24 protein-coding genes are annotated in these 21,848 nt (G+C 75.2%); 13 read left to right on the forward strand and 11 right to left on the reverse strand.

Annotated elements, in window-relative coordinates; genetic code table 11:
• Positions 1 to 14: 14 nt before the first annotated feature.
• Positions 15 to 419 carry a PPOX class F420-dependent oxidoreductase gene (locus QSK03_RS19395; protein WP_285655345.1) on the forward strand — a complete coding sequence of 135 codons (405 nt, stop codon included), beginning with the start codon at positions 15 to 17 and terminating at the stop codon, positions 417 to 419.
• Positions 420 to 426: 7 nt separating this feature from the next.
• Here QSK03_RS19395 and QSK03_RS19400 read toward each other — a convergent pair whose 3' ends face one another.
• Together QSK03_RS19400 and QSK03_RS19405 are read right to left on the reverse strand one after the other, a co-directional pair.
• A complete protein-coding gene (locus QSK03_RS19400) occupies positions 427 to 810 on the reverse strand; it encodes a MerR family transcriptional regulator (RefSeq protein ID WP_285655348.1) in 384 nt (127 codons plus the stop codon).
• Positions 811 to 921: 111 nt separating this feature from the next.
• Positions 922 to 1,380 (reverse strand): Hsp20/alpha crystallin family protein, encoded by a 459-nt coding sequence (locus tag QSK03_RS19405; RefSeq protein ID WP_285655351.1) that lies wholly within the window; start codon positions 1,378 to 1,380, stop codon positions 922 to 924.
• A 131-nt stretch (positions 1,381 to 1,511) separates the two neighbouring features.
• Between QSK03_RS19405 and dinB the strand changes: the two genes are divergently transcribed.
• Together dinB and QSK03_RS19415 are read left to right on the forward strand one after the other, a co-directional pair.
• Positions 1,512 to 2,723 carry a DNA polymerase IV gene (dinB, locus tag QSK03_RS19410; RefSeq protein ID WP_285655354.1) on the forward strand — a complete coding sequence of 404 codons (1,212 nt, stop codon included), beginning with the start codon at positions 1,512 to 1,514 and terminating at the stop codon, positions 2,721 to 2,723.
• A gap of 41 nt (positions 2,724 to 2,764) precedes the next feature.
• Complete coding sequence (locus tag QSK03_RS19415) at positions 2,765 to 3,295, forward strand: VOC family protein (RefSeq protein ID WP_285655357.1); 531 nt, start codon at positions 2,765 to 2,767, stop codon at positions 3,293 to 3,295.
• A gap of 30 nt (positions 3,296 to 3,325) precedes the next feature.
• Here the strand turns inward: QSK03_RS19415 and zwf are convergent, their stop codons facing one another.
• Both zwf and QSK03_RS19425 read right to left on the reverse strand, forming a co-directional pair.
• Positions 3,326 to 4,825 carry a glucose-6-phosphate dehydrogenase gene (gene zwf, locus QSK03_RS19420; protein ID WP_285655359.1) on the reverse strand — a complete coding sequence of 500 codons (1,500 nt, stop codon included), beginning with the start codon at positions 4,823 to 4,825 and terminating at the stop codon, positions 3,326 to 3,328.
• Positions 4,826 to 4,881: 56 nt separating this feature from the next.
• Positions 4,882 to 5,289 (reverse strand): SRPBCC family protein, encoded by a 408-nt coding sequence (locus tag QSK03_RS19425; RefSeq protein ID WP_285655361.1) that lies wholly within the window; start codon positions 5,287 to 5,289, stop codon positions 4,882 to 4,884.
• A 68-nt stretch (positions 5,290 to 5,357) separates the two neighbouring features.
• On the opposite strand from QSK03_RS19425, the gene QSK03_RS19430 reads away from it, so the two are divergent.
• Together QSK03_RS19430 and QSK03_RS19435 are read left to right on the forward strand one after the other, a co-directional pair.
• Entirely contained in the window at positions 5,358 to 6,764 is a 1,407-nt protein-coding gene (locus QSK03_RS19430; RefSeq protein ID WP_285655365.1) for a carboxylesterase/lipase family protein, read from the forward strand.
• A gap of 7 nt (positions 6,765 to 6,771) precedes the next feature.
• Positions 6,772 to 7,713 (forward strand): endonuclease/exonuclease/phosphatase family protein, encoded by a 942-nt coding sequence (locus tag QSK03_RS19435; protein ID WP_285655368.1) that lies wholly within the window; start codon positions 6,772 to 6,774, stop codon positions 7,711 to 7,713.
• Here QSK03_RS19435 and QSK03_RS19440 read toward each other — a convergent pair whose 3' ends face one another.
• Genes QSK03_RS19440 through QSK03_RS19455 form a run of 4 tightly spaced genes read right to left on the reverse strand, consistent with a single transcriptional unit; the run spans position 7,714 to position 10,773 of the window.
• The gene (locus QSK03_RS19440) at positions 7,714 to 8,646 is read right to left on the reverse strand and encodes a DODA-type extradiol aromatic ring-opening family dioxygenase (protein WP_285655371.1); all 933 of its coding nucleotides are present in this window, start codon (positions 8,644 to 8,646) and stop codon (positions 7,714 to 7,716) included. It abuts the gene before it with no gap.
• A complete protein-coding gene (locus tag QSK03_RS19445; protein WP_285655375.1) occupies positions 8,643 to 9,512 on the reverse strand; it encodes an alpha/beta fold hydrolase in 870 nt (289 codons plus the stop codon). Before QSK03_RS19445 ends, QSK03_RS19440 begins: the two co-directional genes overlap by 4 nt.
• Positions 9,509 to 9,997 carry a cupin domain-containing protein gene (locus QSK03_RS19450; RefSeq protein ID WP_285655378.1) on the reverse strand — a complete coding sequence of 163 codons (489 nt, stop codon included), beginning with the start codon at positions 9,995 to 9,997 and terminating at the stop codon, positions 9,509 to 9,511. The genes QSK03_RS19445 and QSK03_RS19450 overlap by 4 nt, the downstream gene beginning before the upstream one ends.
• A complete protein-coding gene (locus QSK03_RS19455) occupies positions 9,994 to 10,773 on the reverse strand; it encodes an SDR family oxidoreductase (RefSeq protein ID WP_502872197.1) in 780 nt (259 codons plus the stop codon). Before QSK03_RS19455 ends, QSK03_RS19450 begins: the two co-directional genes overlap by 4 nt.
• 62 nt (positions 10,774 to 10,835) lie before the next feature.
• Here QSK03_RS19455 and QSK03_RS19460 point away from each other — a divergent pair, with 62 nt between their 5' ends.
• The 4 genes from QSK03_RS19460 to QSK03_RS19475 all read left to right on the forward strand — a co-directional run bounded on the left by QSK03_RS19460 (position 10,836) and on the right by QSK03_RS19475 (position 14,786).
• Positions 10,836 to 11,633 (forward strand): IclR family transcriptional regulator, encoded by a 798-nt coding sequence (locus tag QSK03_RS19460; RefSeq protein ID WP_285655383.1) that lies wholly within the window; start codon positions 10,836 to 10,838, stop codon positions 11,631 to 11,633.
• 86 nt (positions 11,634 to 11,719) lie between these two features.
• Complete coding sequence (locus QSK03_RS19465; RefSeq protein ID WP_285655385.1) at positions 11,720 to 12,208, forward strand: cupin domain-containing protein; 489 nt, start codon at positions 11,720 to 11,722, stop codon at positions 12,206 to 12,208.
• Positions 12,205 to 13,746 (forward strand): flavin-containing monooxygenase, encoded by a 1,542-nt coding sequence (locus tag QSK03_RS19470; RefSeq protein WP_285655387.1) that lies wholly within the window; start codon positions 12,205 to 12,207, stop codon positions 13,744 to 13,746. Before QSK03_RS19465 ends, QSK03_RS19470 begins: the two co-directional genes overlap by 4 nt.
• A gap of 122 nt (positions 13,747 to 13,868) precedes the next feature.
• Positions 13,869 to 14,786, forward strand: coding sequence for a DUF559 domain-containing protein (locus QSK03_RS19475; RefSeq protein ID WP_285655389.1), 918 nt, complete (start codon positions 13,869 to 13,871; stop codon positions 14,784 to 14,786).
• 28 nt (positions 14,787 to 14,814) lie between these two features.
• Here QSK03_RS19475 and QSK03_RS19480 read toward each other — a convergent pair whose 3' ends face one another.
• The gene (locus QSK03_RS19480; RefSeq protein WP_285655391.1) at positions 14,815 to 15,762 is read right to left on the reverse strand and encodes a hypothetical protein; all 948 of its coding nucleotides are present in this window, start codon (positions 15,760 to 15,762) and stop codon (positions 14,815 to 14,817) included.
• A gap of 82 nt (positions 15,763 to 15,844) precedes the next feature.
• On the opposite strand from QSK03_RS19480, the gene QSK03_RS19485 reads away from it, so the two are divergent.
• On the forward strand, positions 15,845 to 16,321 hold the full coding sequence (locus QSK03_RS19485) for a MarR family winged helix-turn-helix transcriptional regulator (protein WP_285655393.1): 477 nt from the start codon (positions 15,845 to 15,847) through the stop codon (positions 16,319 to 16,321).
• Positions 16,322 to 16,324: 3 nt separating this feature from the next.
• Here QSK03_RS19485 and QSK03_RS19490 read toward each other — a convergent pair whose 3' ends face one another.
• Positions 16,325 to 18,013, reverse strand: a complete 1,689-nt coding sequence (locus QSK03_RS19490; protein WP_285655395.1) for an alpha-keto acid decarboxylase family protein — start codon at positions 18,011 to 18,013, stop codon at positions 16,325 to 16,327.
• A 19-nt stretch (positions 18,014 to 18,032) separates the two neighbouring features.
• Between QSK03_RS19490 and QSK03_RS19495 the strand changes: the two genes are divergently transcribed.
• The 3 genes from QSK03_RS19495 (at position 18,033) to QSK03_RS19505 (ending at position 20,752) form a co-directional block, all read left to right on the forward strand.
• Positions 18,033 to 18,959, forward strand: coding sequence for a pseudouridine-5'-phosphate glycosidase (locus QSK03_RS19495; RefSeq protein WP_502872193.1), 927 nt, complete (start codon positions 18,033 to 18,035; stop codon positions 18,957 to 18,959).
• A gap of 97 nt (positions 18,960 to 19,056) precedes the next feature.
• A complete protein-coding gene (locus QSK03_RS19500) occupies positions 19,057 to 19,911 on the forward strand; it encodes a GAF and ANTAR domain-containing protein (RefSeq protein ID WP_285655397.1) in 855 nt (284 codons plus the stop codon).
• 25 nt (positions 19,912 to 19,936) lie between these two features.
• A complete protein-coding gene (locus QSK03_RS19505) occupies positions 19,937 to 20,752 on the forward strand; it encodes an adenylate/guanylate cyclase domain-containing protein (RefSeq protein WP_285655399.1) in 816 nt (271 codons plus the stop codon).
• 12 nt (positions 20,753 to 20,764) lie between these two features.
• Here QSK03_RS19505 and QSK03_RS19510 read toward each other — a convergent pair whose 3' ends face one another.
• A complete protein-coding gene (locus QSK03_RS19510) occupies positions 20,765 to 21,742 on the reverse strand; it encodes an AraC family transcriptional regulator (protein WP_285655406.1) in 978 nt (325 codons plus the stop codon).
• Positions 21,743 to 21,848: the final 106 nt, after the last annotated feature.

Consider the following 21,848-nt stretch of genomic DNA (forward strand, 5'->3'; position numbering starts at 1 on the left):
GGTGGGGTGATTCGGTGAGCGCGACCACGGACCTGTCCGCCCTGGGCGACGAGGAGTTCGTCTCCCTGACGACCTACCGGCGCAGCGGCGAGGAGGTCGCGACGCCGGTGTGGGTGGCCCGCGACGGCGACGCGCTCGTCGTCATCACCGCCGCGGGCAGCGGGAAGGTCAAGCGGGTGCGCCGTGACCCGCGGGTCCTCGCGCGTCCGTGCACCCGCCGCGGCACCGGCGCGCCGACCGCGCAGGGACGGGCCGAGATCGTCGCCGAGCCCGCCGCGCAGGAGGGCCCCCGCCGGGCGCTCGCGGCCAAGTACGGCCTGCAGTTCCGCCTGGTGGACCTCATGGCGCTGGCGGGCAAGGTGACCAAGCTCGTCGGCCGCGATCCCGGCGAGCGGATCATCCTGCGGCTGCGCGACTGAGCCGGCGTCAGCCCGGTGCGTCGTGTCCCGTCCGGTCGGCGCGCGCCTCGTCGCGCTCCGCGCGAGCCTCGTCGCGTTCCGCGCGCGCCTCGTCGCGCTCGGCCCGTGCTGTCTCGAGGTCGCGCTGGGCGTCGGCGAGGTCGCCCCGCAGGGCCAGGATCGAGGCGGCCCCCGCGATGGTGTGGCCGTCGTCGGAGAGCGCGCGGACGCGCGCGGCGAAGTCCACCTGGCGCCGCGAGTACCGCCGCTGCCCGCCCTCGGACCGGTGGGGGTGCACCAGGCCCGCGGCGTCGAGACTGCGCAGGAAGGCGGGCGCGACGCCGATGAGCTCGGCGGCCTGGCCGATCGTCAGCGACGGGTAGTCGTGGTCGTCGAGGCGTTCCGTGCCCATCCGGTCCTCCTCCCTGCCGGTGTGCGCGCACGCGTGAGCACCCGCCGGGGCCGTCCCCGGCGGGTGCTCACGTTCGGATGGTGGTCGCTGAGGTCGTGCTGTCGTGGGGTGTCAGGACGTCGGCGCCTCCTCGGTGTCGTGCGGGTGACCGCCCTCGATGCTGTGGGTGCCGGCGCTGTGCTCGACCTCGATGCGCCGGGGCTTGGCCTTCTCGACCACGGGGATCGTCAGCGTCAGAACCCCGTCGGTGTAGGAGGCGTGCAGCCGCTCGGTGTCGAGGTCGCGCCCGAGCATGAGCTGGCGGCTGTAGCGCCCGCGGGGTCGCTCGGCCACCAGGTAGTCGCCCTCGCTGCTCGGCGCCGTCCGCGCGGCGGTGACGGTGAGCGCGTTGCCCTCGACCGACACGTCGATCGAGCCGGGGTCGACGCCGGGGAGGTCGAACGAGGCGACGAAGTGGTCGCCGGCCCGGTAGACGTCCATCGGCATGCCGCTCACCGCCTGCTGGCGGGAGCCGCTCGTCAGCCGGTCCAGGGCGCGGAACGTGTCGAAGGGGTCGTAGTTCAGCAGCACGATCGGTCATCTCCTTCCGTTGCCGCACTGCGTTCTTGCTGGCCTTGACGCAGATAGTTATAGCTCGACCTACAGGTTTGTGCAAGACCCGACGTGAGGTCCTGTCGCCCGTCGGTGTCGCGTGCGAACGTGTGTTCGTGTCCGGCGAGCCGACGATCCTGCACGCGGATCTCGACGCCTTCTACGCCTCGGTCGAGCAGCGCGACGACCCGGCGCTGCGCGGCCGGCCGGTGATCGTCGGCGGGGGCGTGGTGCTCGCCTGCAGCTACGAGGCCAAGGCGCGCGGGGTGCGCACGGCGATGGGCGGGCGGATGGCGCGCGCCCTGTGCCCGGACGCGATCGTCGTGCCGCCGCGCATGGAGGCCTACAGCGGCGCGAGCCGCGCCGTGTTCTCGGTCTTCTCCTCGGTGACGCCGCTGGTGGAGCCGATCTCCATCGACGAGGCGTTCCTCGACGTCACGGGCCTGCGTCGCATCGCGGGCCCGCCCACCGAGATCGCCGCGCAGCTGCGGCGCGCGGTCGCCGACGACGTCGGCCTGCCCATCACGGTCGGTGTGGCGAGCACGAAGTTCCTGGCCAAGGTCGCCAGTCGCGTCGCCAAGCCCGACGGCCTGCTCGTGGTGCCCGTCGGCGGCGAGCTCGCGTTCCTCCACCCCCTGCCGATCGAGGTGCTCTGGGGCGTCGGTGACGTGACCTCCCGCAAGCTGCGCGGTCAGGGGGTCACGACGGTCGGCGAGCTCGCCGCGATGGGTGGCCCGGGCCTCGAGTCGCTCCTGGGCAAGGGCGCCGGGCGCCACCTCGACGCCCTCGCCCACGGTCGCGACCCGCGCCGCGTCCAGGTCGGCCGCCGGCGCCGGTCGATCGGTGCGCAGCGGGCGCTCGGGCGCCAGCCGATGCCGCCGGAGCGCGTCGACGCCGTGCTCATGGGCCTGGTCGACCGCGTGACCCGCCGGATGCGCCGGGCCGGGCGGACCGGACGCACGGTCACCCTGCGCCTGCGCTTCGCCGACTTCGGCCGCGCCACCCGCTCGCACACCCTCGCCGTCCCGACCGCCGAGACCGACGCGATCCTCGCCGCGGTCCGCCTGCTCGCCGACGCGGCCGCACAGCTGGTCTTCGAGCGCGGTCTGACCATGCTCGGGGTGGCCGTCGGCAACCTCGACGACTCCGGCGGCGCCCAGCTCGAGCTGCCCTTCGCCGGCGGTGACGATTCCTGGGCGCACCCCTTCGCGCTCGACGCCGCGGTCGACGACGTCCGTGAGCGCTACGGCCTCTCCGCCGTCACCCGCGCCACGCTCCTCGGCCGCGACCAGGGCCTCGAGATGCCGATGCTGCCGGACTGAGGCGGACAGGAGCTGTCCGCGTCGAGGGCGATCCTGGGCGCATGACCCTCACCGGCGACGCGCTCCCGCCCGGCTACGGCACCGTCAACCCCTTCGTCGCCGTCCGCGGGCCCGGCGGCGCGGAGGGCTTCCTGGGGTTCGTCGCCGACGTCCTCGGCGGCCGCGAGACCCGCGCGGCCCACACCGTCGACGCCGACGGCCTGCTGATCCACGCCGAGGTCCGGATCGGCGACTCCACGATCATGCTGTGCGACGCCAAGCCGCACTGGGCGTTCACGCCGGCCCTGCTGCAGGTCTACGTGCGCGACGCCGACGAGGTCGTGGCGCGCGCCCGGGCCGCGGGCGCCGAGATCGTCACCGCACCGACCCCGTTCCACGGCGGTCAGCGCCTCGCCCGCGTCCTCGACGCGTGGTCGACGCTGTGGTGGTTGTTCGAGTACGGGCCGGCGAGCACCGCACCGTCCGAGGCGCCCGACGTGCTGCCGTCCTGGCGCCCCGATCCCGCCGCCCCGCCGAGCTATGTCCACCGCACCGTCGACGCGGCCCTGACGGGACTGACCCCGCCGCGGTGAGCTCGAGAGACAGGACCGAACCCCGGCCCGTCAGGCGTTCTTCTCCCGCCAGGCGCGTTCGAACGGCAGGCGCCAGGCGTTGGGCGCGATGAGCTGGTGGATGGCGTTCGGGCCCCACGAGCCGACGGGGTAGGGCTTGACCGGCGGGGGGTCGGCCAGCAGCGGGATGGAGCGCTCCCACAGCGACTCGATGCCCTCGGAGGTCGTGAACAGCGTGTGGTCGCCGCGCATCGCGTCGAGGATGAGGCGCTCGTAGGCCTCGAGGACGTCGGCGGCCTCGCCGGTCTCCTGGGTGGAGAACTGCATCGACAGCTTCTGCAGGCGCATGCCCGGGCCGGGGCGCTTGCCGTAGAACGAGAGCGACACCTTGGAGTTGTCGGCGAGGTCGAAGGTCAGGTGGTCCGGGCCCTGGGTGCCGACGCCCGAGCCCTGCGGGAACATCGTCCGCGGGGCCTCCTTGAACGCGATCGAGATGATCCGCTGGCCCTCGGCGAGGCGCTTGCCGGTGCGCAGGTAGAACGGCACGCCCGCCCAGCGCCAGTTGTCCAGCCCGACCCGCAGGGCGATGAAGGTCTCGGTGTCGGAGTCGTTCGCGACGTCGTCGTGGTCGCGGTACCCGCCGAACTGTCCCCGGACCACGTCGCCGGGATGGATCGGGAGCAGCGAGCGGAAGACCTTGTTCTTCTCCTCGCTGATGGCGCGCGGCTCGAGGGCGGTCGGCGGTTCCATGGCGACGAACGCCATCACCTGCATGAGGTGGGTGACGACCATGTCCTTGTACGCGCCGGTGGCCTCGTAGAACGAGGCGCGCGTGTCCAGCCCGAGCTCCTCGGGGATGTCGATCTGGATGTGGTCGATGAAGTTCCGGTTCCAGATCGGCTCGAAGAGGCCGTTGGCGAAACGGAAGGCCAGGACGTTCTGCGCGGCCTCCTTGCCGAGGAAGTGGTCGATGCGGAAGACCTGCGACTCGTCGAAGACCTTGTGGACGAAGTCGTTGAGCTTCACGGCGCTCTCGAAGTCGTGCCCGAACGGCTTCTCCATGATCACGCGGGAGCCGCCGACCAGGTCGGCGTCGCGCAGCATCTCGACCACGGCCTGGGCGGCCTTCGGGGGCACCGACAGGTAGTGCAGGAGCCGCGCGTCGTCGCCGAGCTTGGACTGGGCCTCCTTCACCGCCGTCGTGAGTCCCTCCGGCCCGGCGCCCTGCGGGACGTACGTCAGCCGCTCGGCGAAGTCGGCCCAGTCGTCCTCGGCGAGCCGGTGCATCCCGTAGTTCTGGACGGCGTCGTGGGCGAGATCCCGGAACGCCCCGGTGTCGAGGTCCTCCATGGCCGTGCCCACGATCCGGATCGCCGGGGCGAGCTCCGACTCGGCGAGGTACGCCAGCCCCGGGAGGAGCTTGCGCTTGGCGAGGTCGCCGGTGCAGCCGAACAGGACGATCACATGCGGGGCGATCGGCTCGAGGTCGCGCCGGAAGGGGCGCGAGCCCGGGCCGGGATACGCGACGGATTCCAGCTCGCGTTCGGTCATGTGACGTGACGTTAGACCTCGGAAGTGACGTGCGTGGGTCCGCGCGCGGAACCGGATCAGCCGCTCTCGAGGATCGTCCGCAGCTTCTCGAGGTCCGCGGCGACGGCCGCGGCGTCGGCGGCGAAGTCCTCGTCGCTCATGCCGTCCCGGCGGCGCACGTGGAACACGAGCTCGGCGCCGTCGCCGTTCGGGACGACGCGCAGCGGGTTCTCCATCTCCACCCCCGAGGCCAGCCGCACGACGTGGTCGAGCACGCCGAACTCGTTCTCCGGCGTGAACGTCACCTCGACGCGGCCGAGGGGCGAGTCCATGATCCAGGTGTCGGGCCGGTCGGTGGCCTCGACGCGGGCGCTGGCCAGCCCGGCCGCCCAGTCGACGAGGTGCCGGGGGTCGGCCGCGTAGGCGTACACGTCCTTCCACTGCCGCGCGATCACCGTGCTCACCAGTCGGGTCTGCGTCGTCATGACGACGATCCTGGCGGTCGACGCCGGCCCGGTCGTGAACGGATCGGACACCGCTAGCGTCGCGGACCATGGAGCTGCGGACGTCCGCCGGCGTCGCGCGGGGGGTCGAGGGCGGCGGGGTGGTGGCGTTCCTCGGCCTGCCGTACGCGCACGCGCCGGCGGGGGAGCGGCGGTTCGCGGTGCCGGTGCCGGTGCGCGGCTGGGACGGGGTGCGGGACGCGACACGCTTCGGCCCGGCGGCGCCGCAGGGCCCGCCCGCGCCCGGAGCGCCGTCGGCCTGGCGGCCCGGGGACGGGATCGGCGAGCTGACGGTCAGCGTCTGGACGCCCGATCCCGGCGGTGCCGGGCTGCCGGTCATCGTGTGGTTTCACGGTGGCGCCTGGGTGGTCGGCGCACCGAGCATGCCGCTGCACGACGGTGCCCGCCTCGCCGGCGCGGGCGCGGTGGTGGTCTCGGTCGGCTCCCGGCTCGGCGCCGAGGGGTTCCTGGCGCTGCCCGGCGCGCCCGACAACCGCGGGCTGCGCGACCAGATCGCGGCGCTGACGTGGGTGCACGAGCACATCGCCTCGTTCGGCGGCGATCCGGCTCGCGTCACGGTCGCCGGGCAGTCCGCCGGGGCGGCGTCGGTGGCGGTGCTGCTCGCCGCGCCGGGCACCGTGGGCCTCCTGCACCGCGCGATCGCCGCCAGCGTCCACGCGGGCTTCCGCTCGCCCGCGGAGGCCGTCGGCGTGACCGGGCGCCTCGCCGAGGCGCTCGGCGTGGCGCCGACGGTCGCGGGCTTCCGTGACCTGCCGCCCGAGCGGATCGTCGAGACCCAGGGCGCGCCCCTGCGCGGGCCGGCCGACGGCGTCACGGCGTTCGGGCCGGTCATCGACAACGACATCGTGGTCGGCCAGCCGTGGGAGGGGCTCGCGCGGCGGCCACGGCCGGACGTCCCGCTGATGGTCACCTGCACCCGCGAGGAGGGCCGCGTCTACCCGCTCCCGCCCGCCGGCACGGACCCCCGTGACGTCGCCGTGGCGCTCGGGCTCGACGCCGACGCGTACGCGGCCGGTGACGGGGACGGCGCGATCGTCCGGATGGTCTCCGACGCACTGCACCGCCTGCCGGCGCGATGGACCGCGCGCGCTCACGCGGCCGCGGGCGGACCGGTCTGGGCGGCCGAGCTGGTCTGGCCCAGCCCGCGCCTCGGGGCGTGCCACGGGCTGGACGTGCCGCTGGTGCTCGGCACCGTCGACGCGCGCCCGGCCGTCCGGATGCTCGGTGCCCCGCCGCCGGCGGAGGGCGTCGCCCTCGGTGCCGCCATGCGCCGGTCGTGGGTCCGGTTCGCCGCCACGGGCGACCCGGGGTGGACGCCGTACGACCTCGCCACCGGCACCACGCGGCTCTGGGACACGGTGACCTCCGAGGTCCCCGACCCGATCGGGGCCGCCGACGTCCGGCCGCACGGCGCGGTCACCCCCGGCCCGCCATGATCGCGCCGTGGGCAGGGGAGGCGCGGTGCTCGGCGCCGCGGCGGGGGCCGGCGCGGCGACGGCGCTGCTCGTCCCCGAGACCGTCGGCCGCGAGCGCAGCTTCCCGTGGCCGGCGCTGCTCGCCGCACGGCCGGCGCTCGCCGGCGGCGTCGGCGTCGCGGCCGGTGCGCTGACGGCCGTCCACCCGCGTGCCCGCCCCGCCGCCCTCGGCGCGGCGGCCGTCGCCGGGGCGGTGCTCGCGGACCCGCGGCGGCGGAGCGGGCGCCGGCCCGCGCCCGGCCCGGTGCGCCTCACCGTCCTCGTCGCCAACGTCTGGCAGGGCCGCGCCGACCCGGCCGCGCTGGCGGCGATCGTGCGCACCCACCGCCCCGACCTCGTCGTCCTCCCCGAGGCGGGCAAGCCGTTCCTGGCGCGGCTCGAGGCCGAGCTGCCCGCCGGCCACCGGGCCGTCACGGCTCCGCCGCCGCGCCCCGATCGGCACGTACCGGACGACCCCGACGGCCCGTGGACCACGGTGCTCACCGCCGGCTCGCTCGGTGCCGTCGACGTCGCTCCGGCGGTCACCGAGGCGTCCTACGGCTGGCTCGAGGTGCGCGGCGGCGCGCTGGGCGACGTGCGGGTGCTCGCGGCGCACCCGGTGGCCCCGGTCCCCGGCCTGACCGGCCGCTGGGCCGCCGAGCTCGACCTCGCGGCCGCCTGGCGCGCCGCGGCGGGTGGGCCGACGGTGATCGCCGGCGACCTCAACACCACCGTCGAGCACCGCGCGATCGCCGCCCTCGGGGACGGGCGCACGCCGGGAGGCCCGCCGACGTGGCCCGCGCACTGGCCCCGCCGGCTCGGGTTCCGTATCGACCACGTCCTGGCCGGCGGCGGGATCGCGGTCCACCGGACGCGGGTGCTCGACCTGCCCGGCAGCGACCACCGCGCGGTGCTCGCCGACCTCGGCTGATCACGGCACCGCGAACGTCGCCCCGCTGCCCATCCCCGTGATCCACTCCGGCACCGGCTCGTAGCTGGTCCACGCCAGCGGCGTCGCGACCGCGGCCGCGCCGATCAGCCAGGTGCGGATCTCGTGGCCCCCGGTGCCCGCCGCCTCCTCGAGACCCTCGTGCCCGAGCGCCGCGATCGCGTCGAGGTCGCCCGCGGTGAGGCGGTCGAGGAACCAGCGGTCCCAGGCGTCGTTCACCCGCGCGTCCGGGTCGCCGCCCATCGCGCGCACCTTGGGCTCGCGCGCCGCGGCGAACGCCTGCGCGTCCTGCCGTCCGTGGATCAGCGACGCGCGCTTCTCGCCCACCACCGAGGGGTCCCGCGGGTCGTTCGACGGCAGCCAGTGCGACAGCCCGCCGCTGGCGACCACCAGCACGCGGCCCGCCGGACCGGCCGCGAGCGCTTTGCCGAGCGCGTCCCCGAGCGCCACGCAGCGCGCGAGCGTCGGCAGCGGCGGGGCGGCGGTGTTCACCACGAGCGGGACGAGCGGGATCGTCGTCCCGCCGGTGACCATCTCGTAGCCCTGCACGATGCCGTGGTCGACGGTCAGGGCGTAGGACAGCGCGAGGTCGAACCCGGCGTCGGTGAGCCCGTCGTACACCGACCACGCGAGGTCGCCCGCCACCGGCAGCGGGCCGGAGGTGCTGCCGTAGTCGCCGAACCCGACGGCCTCCTCGACGCCGAGCACGAACGGGGGCATGACGTCGTAGAAGTTGCCGTGGAAGTGGTCGGGGCCCACGACGACGACGGCGTCGGGCGCCAGGCGGGCGACGGCGTCGCGCACCCGCGCGGCGTCCGCGAGGAAGGGCGCGCCCGGGTCGTCGGGGCCCGCGGGGGGCAGGAGCGTCGCGAACGGCGAGTGCGACATCCCGACGAAGCCGACGATCTCGCTCATGCCGTCACCCGCACGGCGCCCAGGAAGGCCTCGTGCTGCTCGACGAACTCGCCCGGCTTCTCCCACTGCGGCCAGTGCCCGGCGCCGGTGATCACGTGCAGCCGGGCGTCGGGCAGCCAGTCGAGCAGCATCTGCGCCTCGTCAAGCCCGCCGGTGGGGTCGTGGTCGGTCCAGAGCAGCAGCGTCGGCGCGGTGATCCGCCCGACCCAGGACGGGTCCCAGCTGAAGCGGGCGCGCGTCGCGGGGTCCTGCAGCACGAGGATGTTGTCGACGGCGCGGCGGAAGCCGTCGCGGGTGTAGACGGCGCGGCGCAGGTCGACGAGCTCGTCGGTGACCATGGTCGTGTCGTGGAACAGCCACGCGACGCGGGCGCGCACCGTCGCGTCGGACGGGTCCTCCACCGCGGCCGTCGTGCTGGCCTTCAGCCGTGCCATGACCTCGGGCTTGTTCGCGATGTTGCCCGGGGTGTTGAGCACGATGCACTCGACGCGCTCGGGGTGGTGCGCGGCGGTCCACGCCACGACCCACCCGCCGAGCGACTCCCCGGACAGGTGCGCGCGCCCGATGCCGAGGGCGTCCATGAGCCCGAGCAGGTGGTCGGAGAGGACGTCGACGGTGTAGGGCATGTCGGGGAGGGCCGACCAGCCGTGGCCGACCATGTCGTAGGCGGTGACGCGGAAGCTCCGCGCGAGCCCGGCGATGTCGCGGGCGTAGGCCTCGAGGTGCCCGCCGGTCCCGTGGAGCAGGACGAGGTCGGGGCCCGCCCCGGCGCGCAGCACGCGCGTGCGCACCCCGCCCACGTCGAGGTGGCGGAGCTCGTGGTCGACGTCCGCGAGCTCGGCCCAGATGCTGACGTGGTCCGTCATGAGGGATCCCCTTTGAACATGGCGCGGGCCTCGGCCACGGTGACCAGCCCGGCGCTCTGTCGCCGGTTGACCCCGAGCGCCCCGAGCAGCCGCGAGTTCTCGATCGTCAGGAACTCGACCGGCTGCTCGGTCGAGGCGTTGTAGTGCCGGTGCCAGGTCCACGGCGGGGTGTAGACGAAGCTGCCGGTCGTCCACTCGACGGTCTCGTCCTCGATCTCGCTGTAGCCGTCGCCCGAGATCACGAAGTGGACGGTCTCGTGGTGGTGGCGCTGCATGTCCGAGCTCGCCGACGGGGGGATCGTCTGGCGGAACAGCTCGAACGTCGCCGTCGGGAGGTTCCCGACGACCGACAGCGACGTCGGGTTGTGCACCTCGCCGGCGGGCAGGGGCTGGAGCTCGTCGGGGTGCACGACGAGCGGTCGGGCGCCGCTCGGCGGCACCTCGGGGTTCAGGCCCGCGAGGAACGCGGCCACGTCGAAGCTCACCACGTCGTCTCCGTCCGTCCGCCGTCCACGGTCAGCACCGTGCCGGTCACGTAGCCCGCCGCGGGCGAGGCGAGGAAGGCGATCGCCGCGGCGATCTCGTCGGGGGTGCCGGACCGTCCGGCGGGGACGACCGCGAGGTCGTCGGCGTCGGCCTGCTCGGGGCTCGCGCCCGTCGCCGCCGCGCGGTTGGCCAGGATCTGCGCGCGGCGGTCCGTCGCGACCGGCCCGGGCGCCACGCAGTTGACGGTCACCCCGTCGCCGGCGACCTCGGTGGCGAGCAGCTTCGCGGCCGCGGTCATCGCCGAGCGCAGGACGGTGGAGATCGCCAGGTCGGGCATCGGCTGGCGGACCGCGGTCGAGGTGACGACGACGACCCGCCCGAAACCCCGCTCCTGCATGCCGGCGACGACGTTCCGGGCGACCGCCAGGGGGCCGATCAGCAGCAGGTCGGCGCCGTCGCGCCAGTCGTCCGCGTCGACGTCGAGGATGCGGGCGGGCCGCGGACCGCCGGCGTTGAGCACCAGGACGGCGATCTCCCCGAAGCGGTCCTCGACCTCGGCCACCAGGTCGTCGGCGCCGTCCGGGTCGGCGAGGTCGGCGACGGCCCACCGGACCTCGCGACCGGTCGCCTCCGTCAGGTCCGCCGCGGTGGCCCGCAGGGTCTCCTCGGTGCGCCCGGCGAGGACCACGTCCCAGCCGTCGTGCGCGAGCCGCTCGGCGGTGGCGCGCCCGATCCCGCTCGCGCCGCCGCCCACCAGAGCCGTGGTTGCCTTGATGACGCCCTCCCTGGATGCTGCCGGACACCGAGCAGCGTGACCGGCGCCGGGAGGAGACAGCGATGGTCAGTCCCACTCAACGGGACGTCCGGGACGAGGTCGGTGTCCTCGACGGCGCAGCGGCGGCGTCGGGCGGCCTCGACCGGGCCGCGGCGATCCTCGACGCGTTCGACGCGACGCACCGCGAGCTGACCCTCGCCTCGCTGGTGCGCCGGTGCGGGCTGCCGCGCTCGACCACCCACCGGACCGCCGACCGGATGCTGCGGCTGGGCTGGCTCGACAAGCCCGCCGACCGGTACCGCATCGGCCAGCGGCTCTTCGAGCTCTCCGGCCTGGTGCCGATCCGCCACGAGCTGCGCGAGGCGGTGCTGCCGTTCCTGCACGACCTGCACGCCGCGGTGAAGGTGGCCGTGCAGCTCGGCGTGCTGCACGGGGCCGAGGTCCTGGTGGTCGAGAAGATCACCGGGCACCGGCCGATGCCGATGCTCTCGCAGGTGGGCGGCACGATCCCCGCGTACTGCTCGGCGCTGGGCCGGGCGATCCTCGCGTGGTCGCCCGCCGAGGCCGTCGACGTCGCCCTCTCCGGGCCGCTGCCGGCGCGCACGCCCCGCACCCTGACCGGGCCGGACGCCGTGCGCCGCGAGCTCGCCGCGATCCCCGACCGGGGCTGGGCCGTCGAGCGCGAGGAGGGCAACATCGGCGTCTCCTGCGTGGCCGCGCCGATCTTCGGGCCGCTGGGCGAGGTCGTCGCCGCGCTCTCGGTGACCGGCCCGTCGGCGGCGGTGCGCTCGGAGCGCGCGGGCCCGCCGGTGCAGCTCGCGGCCGCGGCCGCGTCCCGGGCGTACAGCGCCCGCCGCTGACCCGCGGTCCCGGTGAGCGGGACGCGATGTTGGTGCCGTCGAGACCCCGGCTGACTCTGTGACCCCACCCACATGAGGAGGCACCGATGTCGTTGGGCGGCGGATACATGCTCTCGTCCCGGGAGGGCCGGCAGATCCCGGCGATCGGGCTGAACATCACGGCGAAGGCCACGGGCGAGAACACGAAGGACGCCTACTCGCTGTTCGAGTACGCCATCCCCGGCGGGGTCAGCGGCCCGCCGCCGCACGTGCACACCCGCGAGGACGAGTCGTTCATCTGCCTCGCCGGGAAGCTCGACGTGATGCTCGGCGGCGAGGACGTCACCATCGGCCACGGCGACTACCTGCTGCTGCCCCGCGACGTCGTGCACACCTTCCGCAACCCGTACGACGACGAGGCGCGCGTGATCTCGGTGGTCTCGCCGGCCGGGCTCGAGGCGTACTACCAGGCGCTCGCCGACCTGCCGCCCGGGCCGAAGGACATCTCGGTCATGAAGGCGATCATGGCGGACTTCGGCATCGAGCTGCGTCTGCCCGAGGGCGCCGCGGCGCCGGGTGCGGGGACCCCGTCGTGAGGGTCGGGATCATCGGGGCCGGCGTCGCCGGGCTCGTCACCGCGAAGGTGCTCACCCAGGTCGGGCACGACGTCGTCGTCTACGACCGCACGCCCGACGTCGGCGGCGTCTGGAGCGCGACGCGGCGCTACCCGGGCCTGTCGACGCAGAGCCCGCGCGACACCTACGTGTTCTCCGACTTCCCCATGCCCGCCGACCACCCCGAGTGGCCCTCGGGCGAGCAGGTCCAGGCCTACCTCGCGGCGTACGCCGAGCACACCGGCGTCGACCGGCTGCTGCGCCTGGAGACCGAGGTGACCGCCGCCGTCCCCGGCGACACCGGCTGGGTGCTGACGACCTCCGGCGCGCACGCGGGCACCGACGCGGTCGACCACCTCGTGGTCGCCAACGGCGTGTTCTGCGCGCCGGCGATGCCGGAGCTGCCCGGTCTCGCGGAGTTCACCGCCGCCGGCGGCACGGTCATGCCGGCGACCGATCTGCACGACGCCGAGCGGACCCGCGGCAGGCACACCGTCGTCCTCGGCTACGGCAAGACCGCGTGCGACGTCGCCGTCGCCGTCTCCGGGACCGCCGCGTCGACGACGGTCGTCGCGCGCCAGCTGGTGTGGAAGGTGCCGCGCTGGGTGGGCGGGGTGCTCAACTTCAAGCACCTGCTGCTGACCCGTCTCGGCGAGTCGCTCTTCCGCTACCGCTACCTGCGCGGCGTCGAGACGTTCCTGCACGGACCGGCGAACCCGCTGCGCCGCCGGATGCTCGACTCCCTCGGCCCGGTCACGACGCGCCAGTTCGGGCTCGCGAAGCTCGACCTCGTGCCGCGCGGGCGCTTCGAGGACATCGTCCGCGGCGCCATCGGCCTGACCACCGACGGCTTCTACGAGGCCGTGGGGGCAGGGGACATCGCGGTCCGTCGCGACCGCACGATCACCCGCCTGCTCGAGAAGGACGGCGCCCCGCACGTCGAGCTCGACGACGGGAGCGTCCTGCCGGCCGACCTGCTGGTGTGCGCCACCGGCTTCCGCCAGGGCGTGCCCTTCCTGCCCGCCGACGTCGCCGGTCGCCTGGTCGACGAGCGCGGCAACTTCCTGCTCTACCGCCAGATCCTCCCGGTCGCCGTCGACGACCTCACGTTCGCCGGCTACAACTCCTCGTTCTTCAGCCCGCTCAACGCCGAGATGGCGGCGGTCTGGATCGCGTCGCTGCTCGCCGGGCGCCTCGACCTGCCCGACCGGGACGAGCTGCGCGGGGAGGTCGACGCCCAGCTGGCGTTCATGGACGCCGCCACCGACGGCCACCACTGCCGAGGCACCAAGATCATCCCGTTCTCGCTGCACAACGTCGACGAGGTGCTGGGCGACGTCGACCTCGACATCTCCCGCGGCGCGCGGTTCAAGCAGTGGCTGAACCCCGTCGACCCCGCCGCCTACGCGGGCGTCACCCCCCGCCTGGTGGAGCGGCTCGAGACCGCCGGCCCGGACGTCGAGGTCGTCACACCCCGCGCTCCGGCCGAGGACGGCGACCGGACGGCGGAGCGGGCCTGACCCGACTGCGATCGTCGTCCGGGTGACGATCCCGCGCAGATGTGAGTGGTTTCGTCACCGAGACCGGGATCATCCGCGAAACCGGGTGGATCCCCGGGGGGAGCGGCTGCGTCGAACCCGGTGTGAGCACATCGTCCGACGCCGCCATCCGCCGACTCGCCCGCGCCCAGCACGGTGTCCTGAGCTTCGCCCAGGCCCGGGAGGCCGGGCTGAGCGAGGCCACCATCCGCCGCCGCCTGGCCACCCGCGCCTGGCTGCCCGCCGGCGTGCGCGTCGTCCAGGTCGCCGAGCACGAGCAGACCCCGGAGTCGAGGACGGTCGCGGCGATGCTGTCGGTCGGCGAGGGTGCGGTGCTGGTCGGGCGGTCGGCGGTGTGGTGGTGGGACCTGCACGAGCGGCCCCCGGCACTCGTGGAGATCGCGCTGGGGCGGGACCGGCAGGTCCGCCCGCGCGAGGGCGTCGACCTGCACCGGCGTGATGTCGCCGCGGTCGACCGGTGCCGGCACCGCCGCCTGGCGGTCACCACGCGGGCGTGCTCGGTGCTCGACGCGGCGACCCGTCTCGGGCTCGCCGACGGCGCGCAGCTGGTGGACCGGGCGCTGCTGCGCCGCCGCGTGCGCCTCCCCGACCTCCGGGCGGTCCACTACCGCACCATCGGGCGGGTCGGGGCGCCGCTGGCGGCGAGGCTGCTCGCCCTGGCCGCGGGCGGGGCGCGCTCGGAGGCGGAGCGGCTCTCGCACCGCCTGATGCACGCCGGCGGGCTTCGCGGCTGGAGCGCGAACACCGAGATCCTGCTGCCCGGCTACGGCCGCGCGGTGGGCGACGTGGTGTTCGACGACCAGAAGGTGGTCCTGGAGGTCGACGGGTGGGCCTACCACCGGGGGCAGCGGGCGTTCCTGCTCGACGGGCCGCGGCAGTCCGCGCTCGCGGCGGCGGGCTGGGTCGTGCTGCGCACCCACTGGCACGAGCTGACCTGCGAGCCCGACACGTTCCTGGCCACGCTGCGCCGCACGCTGGCCGCGCGATCGCTGTCCCGGTGACGATCCCGCGCAGATGTGAGGGCGTTCGTCACCGGGATCCCGATCTCGCGAGCCACGCGGCCCGCAGCGTGGTGACCAGCGCGCCCAGATAGGCGGCGGCGCACCCGGCGAGCACGAGCAGGGCCGGGGCGCCGAGGGCGTCGAGCGGCAGCATCCGGAACGCGTGCGCGAGCAGGACCGCGAGGGTGAGGAGCACGGCGCCGGCCATGGTCGACGCGACCGCGACACGGTGCCGCAGCGCCGTCCCGGCGAGCAGGACGGCGGGGACGGCGAGCAGCAGCAGGCCGTGGACGCCGATCGCGTGGGGCAGCACGAGGTCCCCGCCGGCGGTGGCCGGGCGGAAGCCGGCGAGGTCGGGGCCGACGGTCGCGGTGTCGGGGCCGAAGTACGCGCCGCTGCGCCCGAACCCGCTGCCGATCCCGCCGCGGTAGACGCCGCTGTTGGTCGAGATCATGATCATGCCGACGGCGCACCCGGTGAGGAGGACGAGCACGCCCGCGGCGACGCCCACGCGCAGCTCGGGCCGCGTGTCGCGCGAGCGCAGCGTCGTCACCAGCAGCACGACCACGCCGGCCACGAACACCGCCGCGGTGCCGGCCGCGCCGCCGCGCATGAGGGCGGTGTCGAGCGGGGTCGTGAAGTTGTAGTGGCTGGGCACGCCGCGCCAGGCCTCGATCGCGATGATCGCCGTCTCCCCGACGGCGAAGGCGAGCACGGTGGCCCCGACGACGTGACGCTGCCAGGGACGCGTCCGCAGCCGCGGCAGGACCACGGCGACCGACCAGCACAGCAGCCAGCCGGTCTCGGCGAACGTGGCGGGCTTGCGCAGCGACACCGGCCCGCTGACCGGCCCGCCGAGCAGCACCAGGGCGACGACGTGCCCGACCATCGCGACGAGCAGCACGGCGCCCGCGAGCCAGAGGGCCCGCGGCCAGTCGAGGGTGCGCGCGGCGGGCCGGGCGTCCGCGATGGTCACGGCTCCCCCTCCGGTGGCGAATCGTTACACTTTGTCATGGTTGCCGTGGTGCCACGGTTCGTCAAGGGCTATCGTTCGGGTCGTGACCTCGACGGGAGCACCACCGCCGGCGGGCGGGGCCTTCCTGCTCACGCAGCTCGGCACCCACGCCGCCCAGGCCTTCGCGGGCCGGATCGCCGCGCTCGACCTGACGCCGCCGCAGACGGGGCTGCTGCGCGCGATCGCGGCGACGCCGGGCAGCAGCCAGCAGGCGCTCGCCGAGCAGCTGGGCACCCCGGCCACGCGGCTGGTGGCCCTCGTCGACGGCCTCGAGGCGCGCGGGCTCGTCGAGCGGCGCCGCAATCCCACCGACCGGCGCCTGTACGCCGTGCACCTCACGGCGGCGGGCACGGCGCTGATGGCCGACATCGGGCGGGTCGCCCGCGAGCACGACGACGCCGTGCTCGCCGCGCTGGACGCCGACGAGCGCGCGACCCTGCGGGACCTTCTCGCCAAGGTCGCCGCCGACCAGGGCCTGCGCCCCGGCGTGCACCCCGGCTACCGGAACCTCGAGCCGTGAGCGTCAGCGCGCCGGCGCCTTCCCCAGCTGCCGGGTGAGGGCGGCGAGCAGCTCGGGCACGTCGTCGCGGGGGACGACCGCCTGCACGAGCGTGACGCGCTCGGGGTGCGCGTCGGCGTCCGCCAGCGCGGTGCGCAGGGCGCCGACGGTGTCCACGCGCGACGCCACCACCTGGTCACCCCCGCCCATCGCGCGGGCCAGGAGCGGCCAGTCCCAGGGAGTGATGTCGTTGTAGGGCTCGGCGGGCCCGTGGATGGCGCGCTCGACGGTGTAGCCGTCGTTGTCGACGACGACGATCACCGCCGGGATGCGCTCGCGCAGGACGGTCGCGAGCTCGGTGGCGGTCATCTGCGCGGCGCCGTCGCCGATGAGCAGGACCCCGCGCTGCCCCGGCTTCGCGGTGCACGTGCCGAGCAGCGCGGGGAGCGTGTAGCCGATCGACGCCCACAGCGGCTGGCCGACGAACGTCACGCCGTGGGGCAGGCGGTGCGGGGCCATGCCGTAGAAGCTCGTGCCCTGATCGGCGAGGACGACGTCACCGCTGCGCAGGAACGCGCCGACCTCCCGCCACAGGCCGTCCTGCCCCAGCGGCTCGTCGTCCGGGGCGGTGTCCGCGGCCGGGGTCGGTGCGGCGAGAGGCTCCGAGGGTGCGGGGCCCTCGCGGCGGTCGGCGACGTCGGCGACGAGGCCCTGCAGCGCGGCGAGCGCGGTCGGCAGCTCCACCGGCGCGAAGGAGGCCGCCCCGACGCTCGCCGTGCGCGGGCCGACGTCGATGGTGCGGCTGCGGGTGATGTGCTGGGTGAACATGCCGCTGTCGAGGTCGGTGAACGTCACCCCGGCGACGATCAGCACCGCCGCGTCCTCGATGGCGGCCCGCGTCGCGGGCGGGCTCGCGGCACCGGTGTAGGTGCCGGCGAACCGGGGCGCGCTCTCGTCGACGAGGCTCTTCGCCCACGGCGTGGTCGCGTGCGGCAGCGGACCGGCGGCGACGAGGCCGGCGAGCGTCTCCGCCGCCCCGAGCCGGTGCACCGAGAGCCCGGCGAGCACGGCGACGTCGTCGGGCGAGGACGCCGACTCCAGGAGCCGGCGCGCGGTCTCCACGAACCCCGCCAGGGCCTCCGGGTCGGTGGTGTCGACCGGGGCGGGCAGCGCCGTGGTGGCGCGCTCGGCCGGCGCGGCCGCGACGTCGGCGGGGACCACGAGGTAGCCGGGCAGGCGGCGGTCGCGGACCTCGCGCAGCACCCGGTCGATCTCGGCGACGGCGTCGTCGAACGTCAGCGACGCGCGGGCGACGGTGATGTCGGTGTGCATCGCGGTGAAGTGGCCGAAGACCCCGTCGCCCAGCGTGTGGTGCACCGGGCGGCGCTGGGCCTGCGCGCTGAGCGCCGGCGCGCCGACCACGTGCACCACCGGGACGTGCTCGGCGTAGGCGCCGGCGATCGCGTTGATCGCGCTCAGCTCGCCCACGCCGAACGTCGTGCAGAGCGCCGCGATCCCGCGCAGCCGGCCGTACCCGTCGGCGGCGTAGCCCGCGTTGAGCTCGTTGGTGCACCCGGTCCACCGCACCGTCGGGTGGTGCGTGACGTGGTCGAGCATCGCGAGGCTGTAGTCCCCGGGGACCCCGAAGATCCGGTCCACGCCCAGCTCGGCCAGCCGGTCGACGAGGTGGTCGGCCACCGTGTAGTCGCTCACGGTGCGAGGGTAGGGAGCCGTGTCGCCCCTGTCGTTCCCGTCACCCGCCGTGTCGGTGTCCGCGGAGGTCCGTGACGCGGTCGCCGCCGGCCGGCCCGTGGTCGCGCTCGAGACCACGATCGTCACGCACGGCCTGCCGCGCCCGGAGAACCTCGCGGTCGCCACCGAGGCCGAGAGCCTGCTCCGCGCCGCCGGCGTCGTCCCGGCGACCGTCGGCGTCGTCGCGGGGCGGCCGGTCGTCGGCCTCTCCGGCGCGGAGCTCGACCGGCTCGCGACCGACGACGCCGTCACGAAGGTCAGCGTCCGCGACCTGCCGGTGGCGCTGGCCCGCGGGGAGCACGGCGGCACGACGGTCGCGGCGACGGCGCTGCTCGCGCGCCGGGCCGGGATCGGCGTGTTCGCGACCGGTGGCCTCGGCGGCGTGCACCGGGGCGCCGCGGCGACCTTCGACGAGTCCGCCGACCTCGTGGCCCTGGCCGGTCTCCCGATCCTCGTGGTGTCGGCGGGGGTCAAGTCGATCCTCGACGTGCCGGCCACGCTCGAGCGGCTCGAGACGCTCAACGTGACGGTGCTCGGCTACGGCACCGACACCTTCCCTGGCTTCTACGTCCGCGACGCCGGGGTGCCGGTGCCGGCGCGGGTCGACAGTCCCGAGGAGGCGGCGGCCGTCGTGGCGGCTCGGGACGCGCTGGGGCTGCGGTCGGCGGTGCTGCTCGCGAACCCGGTCGCGGCGGCGGACCAGCTCGACGTCGACGAGCACCGCGCGGTCCTCGACGCGGCGCTGGCCGAGGCCGCCGACCACGGCGTGACGGGGCACGACACGACGCCGTTCCTGCTCGACCACGTCCGGCGCGCCACCGGGGGACGCAGCCTGGCCGTCAACGTCGCCGTCTACCGCGGCAACGTCACGCTCGCGGGGCGGGTGGCGGCGGCGCTCGCCGGATAGCTTGTCCCCTCGGGTGGGTACGCGTCACCCGGCGGGGACACGCCGGGCAGGATGAGCATGGACGGGGGACCCGGCCGGCGCAGAGAGGGGAGACGCGGTGACCAGCCAGGACAGCGAGGTGGACTGGAACGCCGAGCGTTCCGCCTTCGTGGCCGAGGACGCGACGGCGCGCGCGCACGGCAACGACGGCTATCCCGCTCGGGGGACGGCGCCGAACGGCGGTCCGCGCATCGGCCTGCTCGCCGAGGCCGTCGGCGACCTCTCGCGGTCCCTCCTGGCCGAGACCGGCCCCGGCGGGGTGAACGGCGTGCTCGAGCGCGTCGTCGACGTCGCCACCCGCGTCATCGCCGACGCCGACGTCGTCAGCGTGACCCTGCGCCGCGGCGACCACGAGGGCTACGCCACCCCGGCGCACTCGGATCCCCTGGCGGTCCGGCTCGACGAGGTCCAGTACGACCACGAGGAGGGACCGTGCGTCCGGGCCCTCGAGGCCGGCGGCCTGGGCGTCGCGCAGAGCGACGAGCTGGGCCGCGACGAGGGCTTCCCGCGGTTCGGGCCCGCCGCCGCCGCGCTCGGCGTGCACAGCGTGTTCGCCGTCGGGCTCTTCCCGGTCGGCGAGAAGCGGCCGCTGCGCGGGGCCCTGAACTTCTACCGGTACCCCGCGGGCGGCTTCTCGCACGCCGACCGCGAGGCGGCGGTGCTGCTCGCGGCGCACGTGTCCACCGCGCTGGCCTACGTGACGGTCACCGAGGCCGCCGAGCTGCGCGACGTGCAGTTCACCACCGCCCTCGAGTCCCGGGACATCATCGGCCAGGCCAAGGGCATCCTCATGGAGCGGCGGGGCCTGCCCGCCGACCAGGCCTTCGACGTGCTGCGCCGTGCCTCGCAGGACCTCAACGTCAAGCTGCGCGACGTCGCCGCGACCCTCGCCGAGCGCCGCGCCGACCTCTGAGCCGGGCGTGCGGGACGATCACCGCATGAGCACGGAGGACGACGCGGAGAGCCGGGCCCGGCGGGCTCGCGCGGCGGTGGCCGGGGCCGGGCGCCGGTTCCGCGAGCTGGACCGGTCCGAGGGTCTGCGCGCCGCCGTCCAGCGGGTGCGGCGGGCGCTGCCCGGCGACGCGCACTTCGGCGACCCGCTCTCGCTGGGCGGGGCGCGGCACGCGGAGTTCGCCGGCCGCGCGGTCGTCGAGCTGACCGGCGACCGGCCCGGCGTGACGCGCGAGGTGGGGCTCGGCGGCCTGCAGCTGTGGCAGGCGGTGCTCGAGCGGTTCGGCGGCGGGACCGGCGACCGGGAGGTCGTCCTCGTGTTCACCGACCTCGTCGAGTTCTCGCGGTGGGCGCTGGAGGCCGGCGACGCCGAGGTCCAGCGCGTCCTGCGCGAGGTCAGCGAGGCGTGGGAGAAGCCGGTGACCGACCACGCGGGCACGGTGGTCAAGCGGCTCGGCGACGGGATGATGGCGGCGTTCGCCGATCCGGTGGAGGCGCTGGAGGCCGTGTTCGAGGCCCGGACCCGCCTCGCCCGGGTGTCGGCGGGCGGGTGGACGCCGCGGATGCGCGCGGGCCTGCACCTCGGGCAGCCGCGCCGCGTGGGCGGCGACTACCTCGGCGTCGCGGTCAACACCGCCGCCCGTCTCGGCGACCGGGCCGGGCCCGACGAGATCCTCGTGAGCGGCGACGTGCTCGCCCGCCTCGACGAGGCGGCCCTGCGGGTGCGCCGTAAGCGCTGGCACACCCGGCTCAAGGGCACCCCCGACGACCTCCAGATCTTCGCGGTCGACCGGCCCGCGTGAGGTGCCGTCCGCCTACCGGCGCAGGGTCGCGCTGGGGGACTGACCGAAGTGCTCGCGGTAGATCACCGAGAAGCGCCCGGGATGGGCGAAGCCCCAGCGGGCGGCGATGGTCTCCACCCGGTCGCCCCGGGTGGGGTCGGCGTCGAGCAGGTCGCGGTGGGCGCCGTCGAGACGCACGCGGCGCAGGTACTCGAGCGGGGTCGTGTCGCGGTGCCGCCGGAACGCGAGCTGCAGTGACCGTGCCCCGATCCGCGCGGCGTCGGCGATCTCGGTGAGGCCGATGTCCTCGTGGGCGTGCGCGTCCATGAACTCCACCGCGCGGCGCACGGTCGCCGGCTCCGCGGCGTCGTCCCCGAGCCCGGGAGCCGACAGGACGTCGAGCGCGGTGTTCGGGAAGGTCGCGAGCAGCGCGACCGCCAGCCCGCGCACGGTGTTCGCGCGCACGAGCGGTTCGCCCATGAGGGCGTCGGAGTCCAGCACCTCGTCGTGGACGTGGGTGCTCAGCCGGCACCAGTAGCCGGCGAGGGCGGAGGAGATCGGCGCGGCGGAGGTGAACGACACCGCCGAGGGCTCGAGGCCGGAGAGCTCGGCGCCGATCCGGGCGACCTCGTCGAGAGCGAGCGACACCACCTGCACGGTGACGTCCTCCCACCCCGTGTCGTACGCCGACCAGGTGGGGGAGAGCTTGAGCGTCCCGTTCACCTCGCGTCCGCCGTCGACGAGGTGGTACGGCCCGCCGGTCAACGTCTGCACGACCAGGAGCGACGACGGCGGCTCGATGCGGCTCTCGAACGGCCCCGAGTGGCGCAGGCGGCTGACCGCGAGCGGGCCGGATGCGGCGTGCTGGGTCCAGAAACTGAAGCCGTCGCGCGGGATGCGGGGTGGCCTGAAGTCGGCGTAGGTCGACCGCAGGTACTCGGTCGCCTCCTCCGGATCGGTGCTCGACCACCGGTACCGCGCCACCGGCTCCGTCGCCCCGACGCCCGCCATGCCGTCCTCCTCCCGGTTGTGCGCGACCGAGTATCGCCCAATTGATCGGAGTCGCCACCCCGGAGAGGGGACGAATGTTTCCGCGAGGCTATAATCTAGGGCAAGT

The sequence above is a fragment of the Actinomycetospora sp. NBRC 106375 genome (genome assembly GCF_030269665.1).
Taxonomy (GTDB): domain Bacteria; phylum Actinomycetota; class Actinomycetes; order Mycobacteriales; family Pseudonocardiaceae; genus Actinomycetospora.

Excerpts from the sequence above, each read along its gene's own strand:
- QSK03_RS19400 (WP_285655348.1), bottom strand. The coding sequence starts at position 810 with ATGGGCACGGAACGCCTCGACGACCACGACTACCCGTCGCTGACGATC.
- QSK03_RS19415 (WP_285655357.1), top strand. The coding sequence starts at position 2,765 with ATGACCCTCACCGGCGACGCGCTCCCGCCCGGCTACGGCACCGTCAAC.
- zwf (WP_285655359.1), bottom strand. The coding sequence starts at position 4,825 with ATGACCGAACGCGAGCTGGAATCCGTCGCGTATCCCGGCCCGGGCTCG.
- QSK03_RS19425 (WP_285655361.1), bottom strand. The coding sequence starts at position 5,289 with ATGACGACGCAGACCCGACTGGTGAGCACGGTGATCGCGCGGCAGTGG.
- QSK03_RS19430 (WP_285655365.1), top strand. The coding sequence starts at position 5,358 with ATGGAGCTGCGGACGTCCGCCGGCGTCGCGCGGGGGGTCGAGGGCGGC.
- QSK03_RS19440 (WP_285655371.1), bottom strand. The coding sequence starts at position 8,646 with ATGAGCGAGATCGTCGGCTTCGTCGGGATGTCGCACTCGCCGTTCGCG.
- QSK03_RS19445 (WP_285655375.1), bottom strand. The coding sequence starts at position 9,512 with ATGACGGACCACGTCAGCATCTGGGCCGAGCTCGCGGACGTCGACCAC.
- QSK03_RS19460 (WP_285655383.1), top strand. The coding sequence starts at position 10,836 with ATGGTCAGTCCCACTCAACGGGACGTCCGGGACGAGGTCGGTGTCCTC.
- QSK03_RS19465 (WP_285655385.1), top strand. The coding sequence starts at position 11,720 with ATGTCGTTGGGCGGCGGATACATGCTCTCGTCCCGGGAGGGCCGGCAG.
- QSK03_RS19505 (WP_285655399.1), top strand. The coding sequence starts at position 19,937 with ATGAGCACGGAGGACGACGCGGAGAGCCGGGCCCGGCGGGCTCGCGCG.
- QSK03_RS19510 (WP_285655406.1), bottom strand. The coding sequence starts at position 21,742 with ATGGCGGGCGTCGGGGCGACGGAGCCGGTGGCGCGGTACCGGTGGTCG.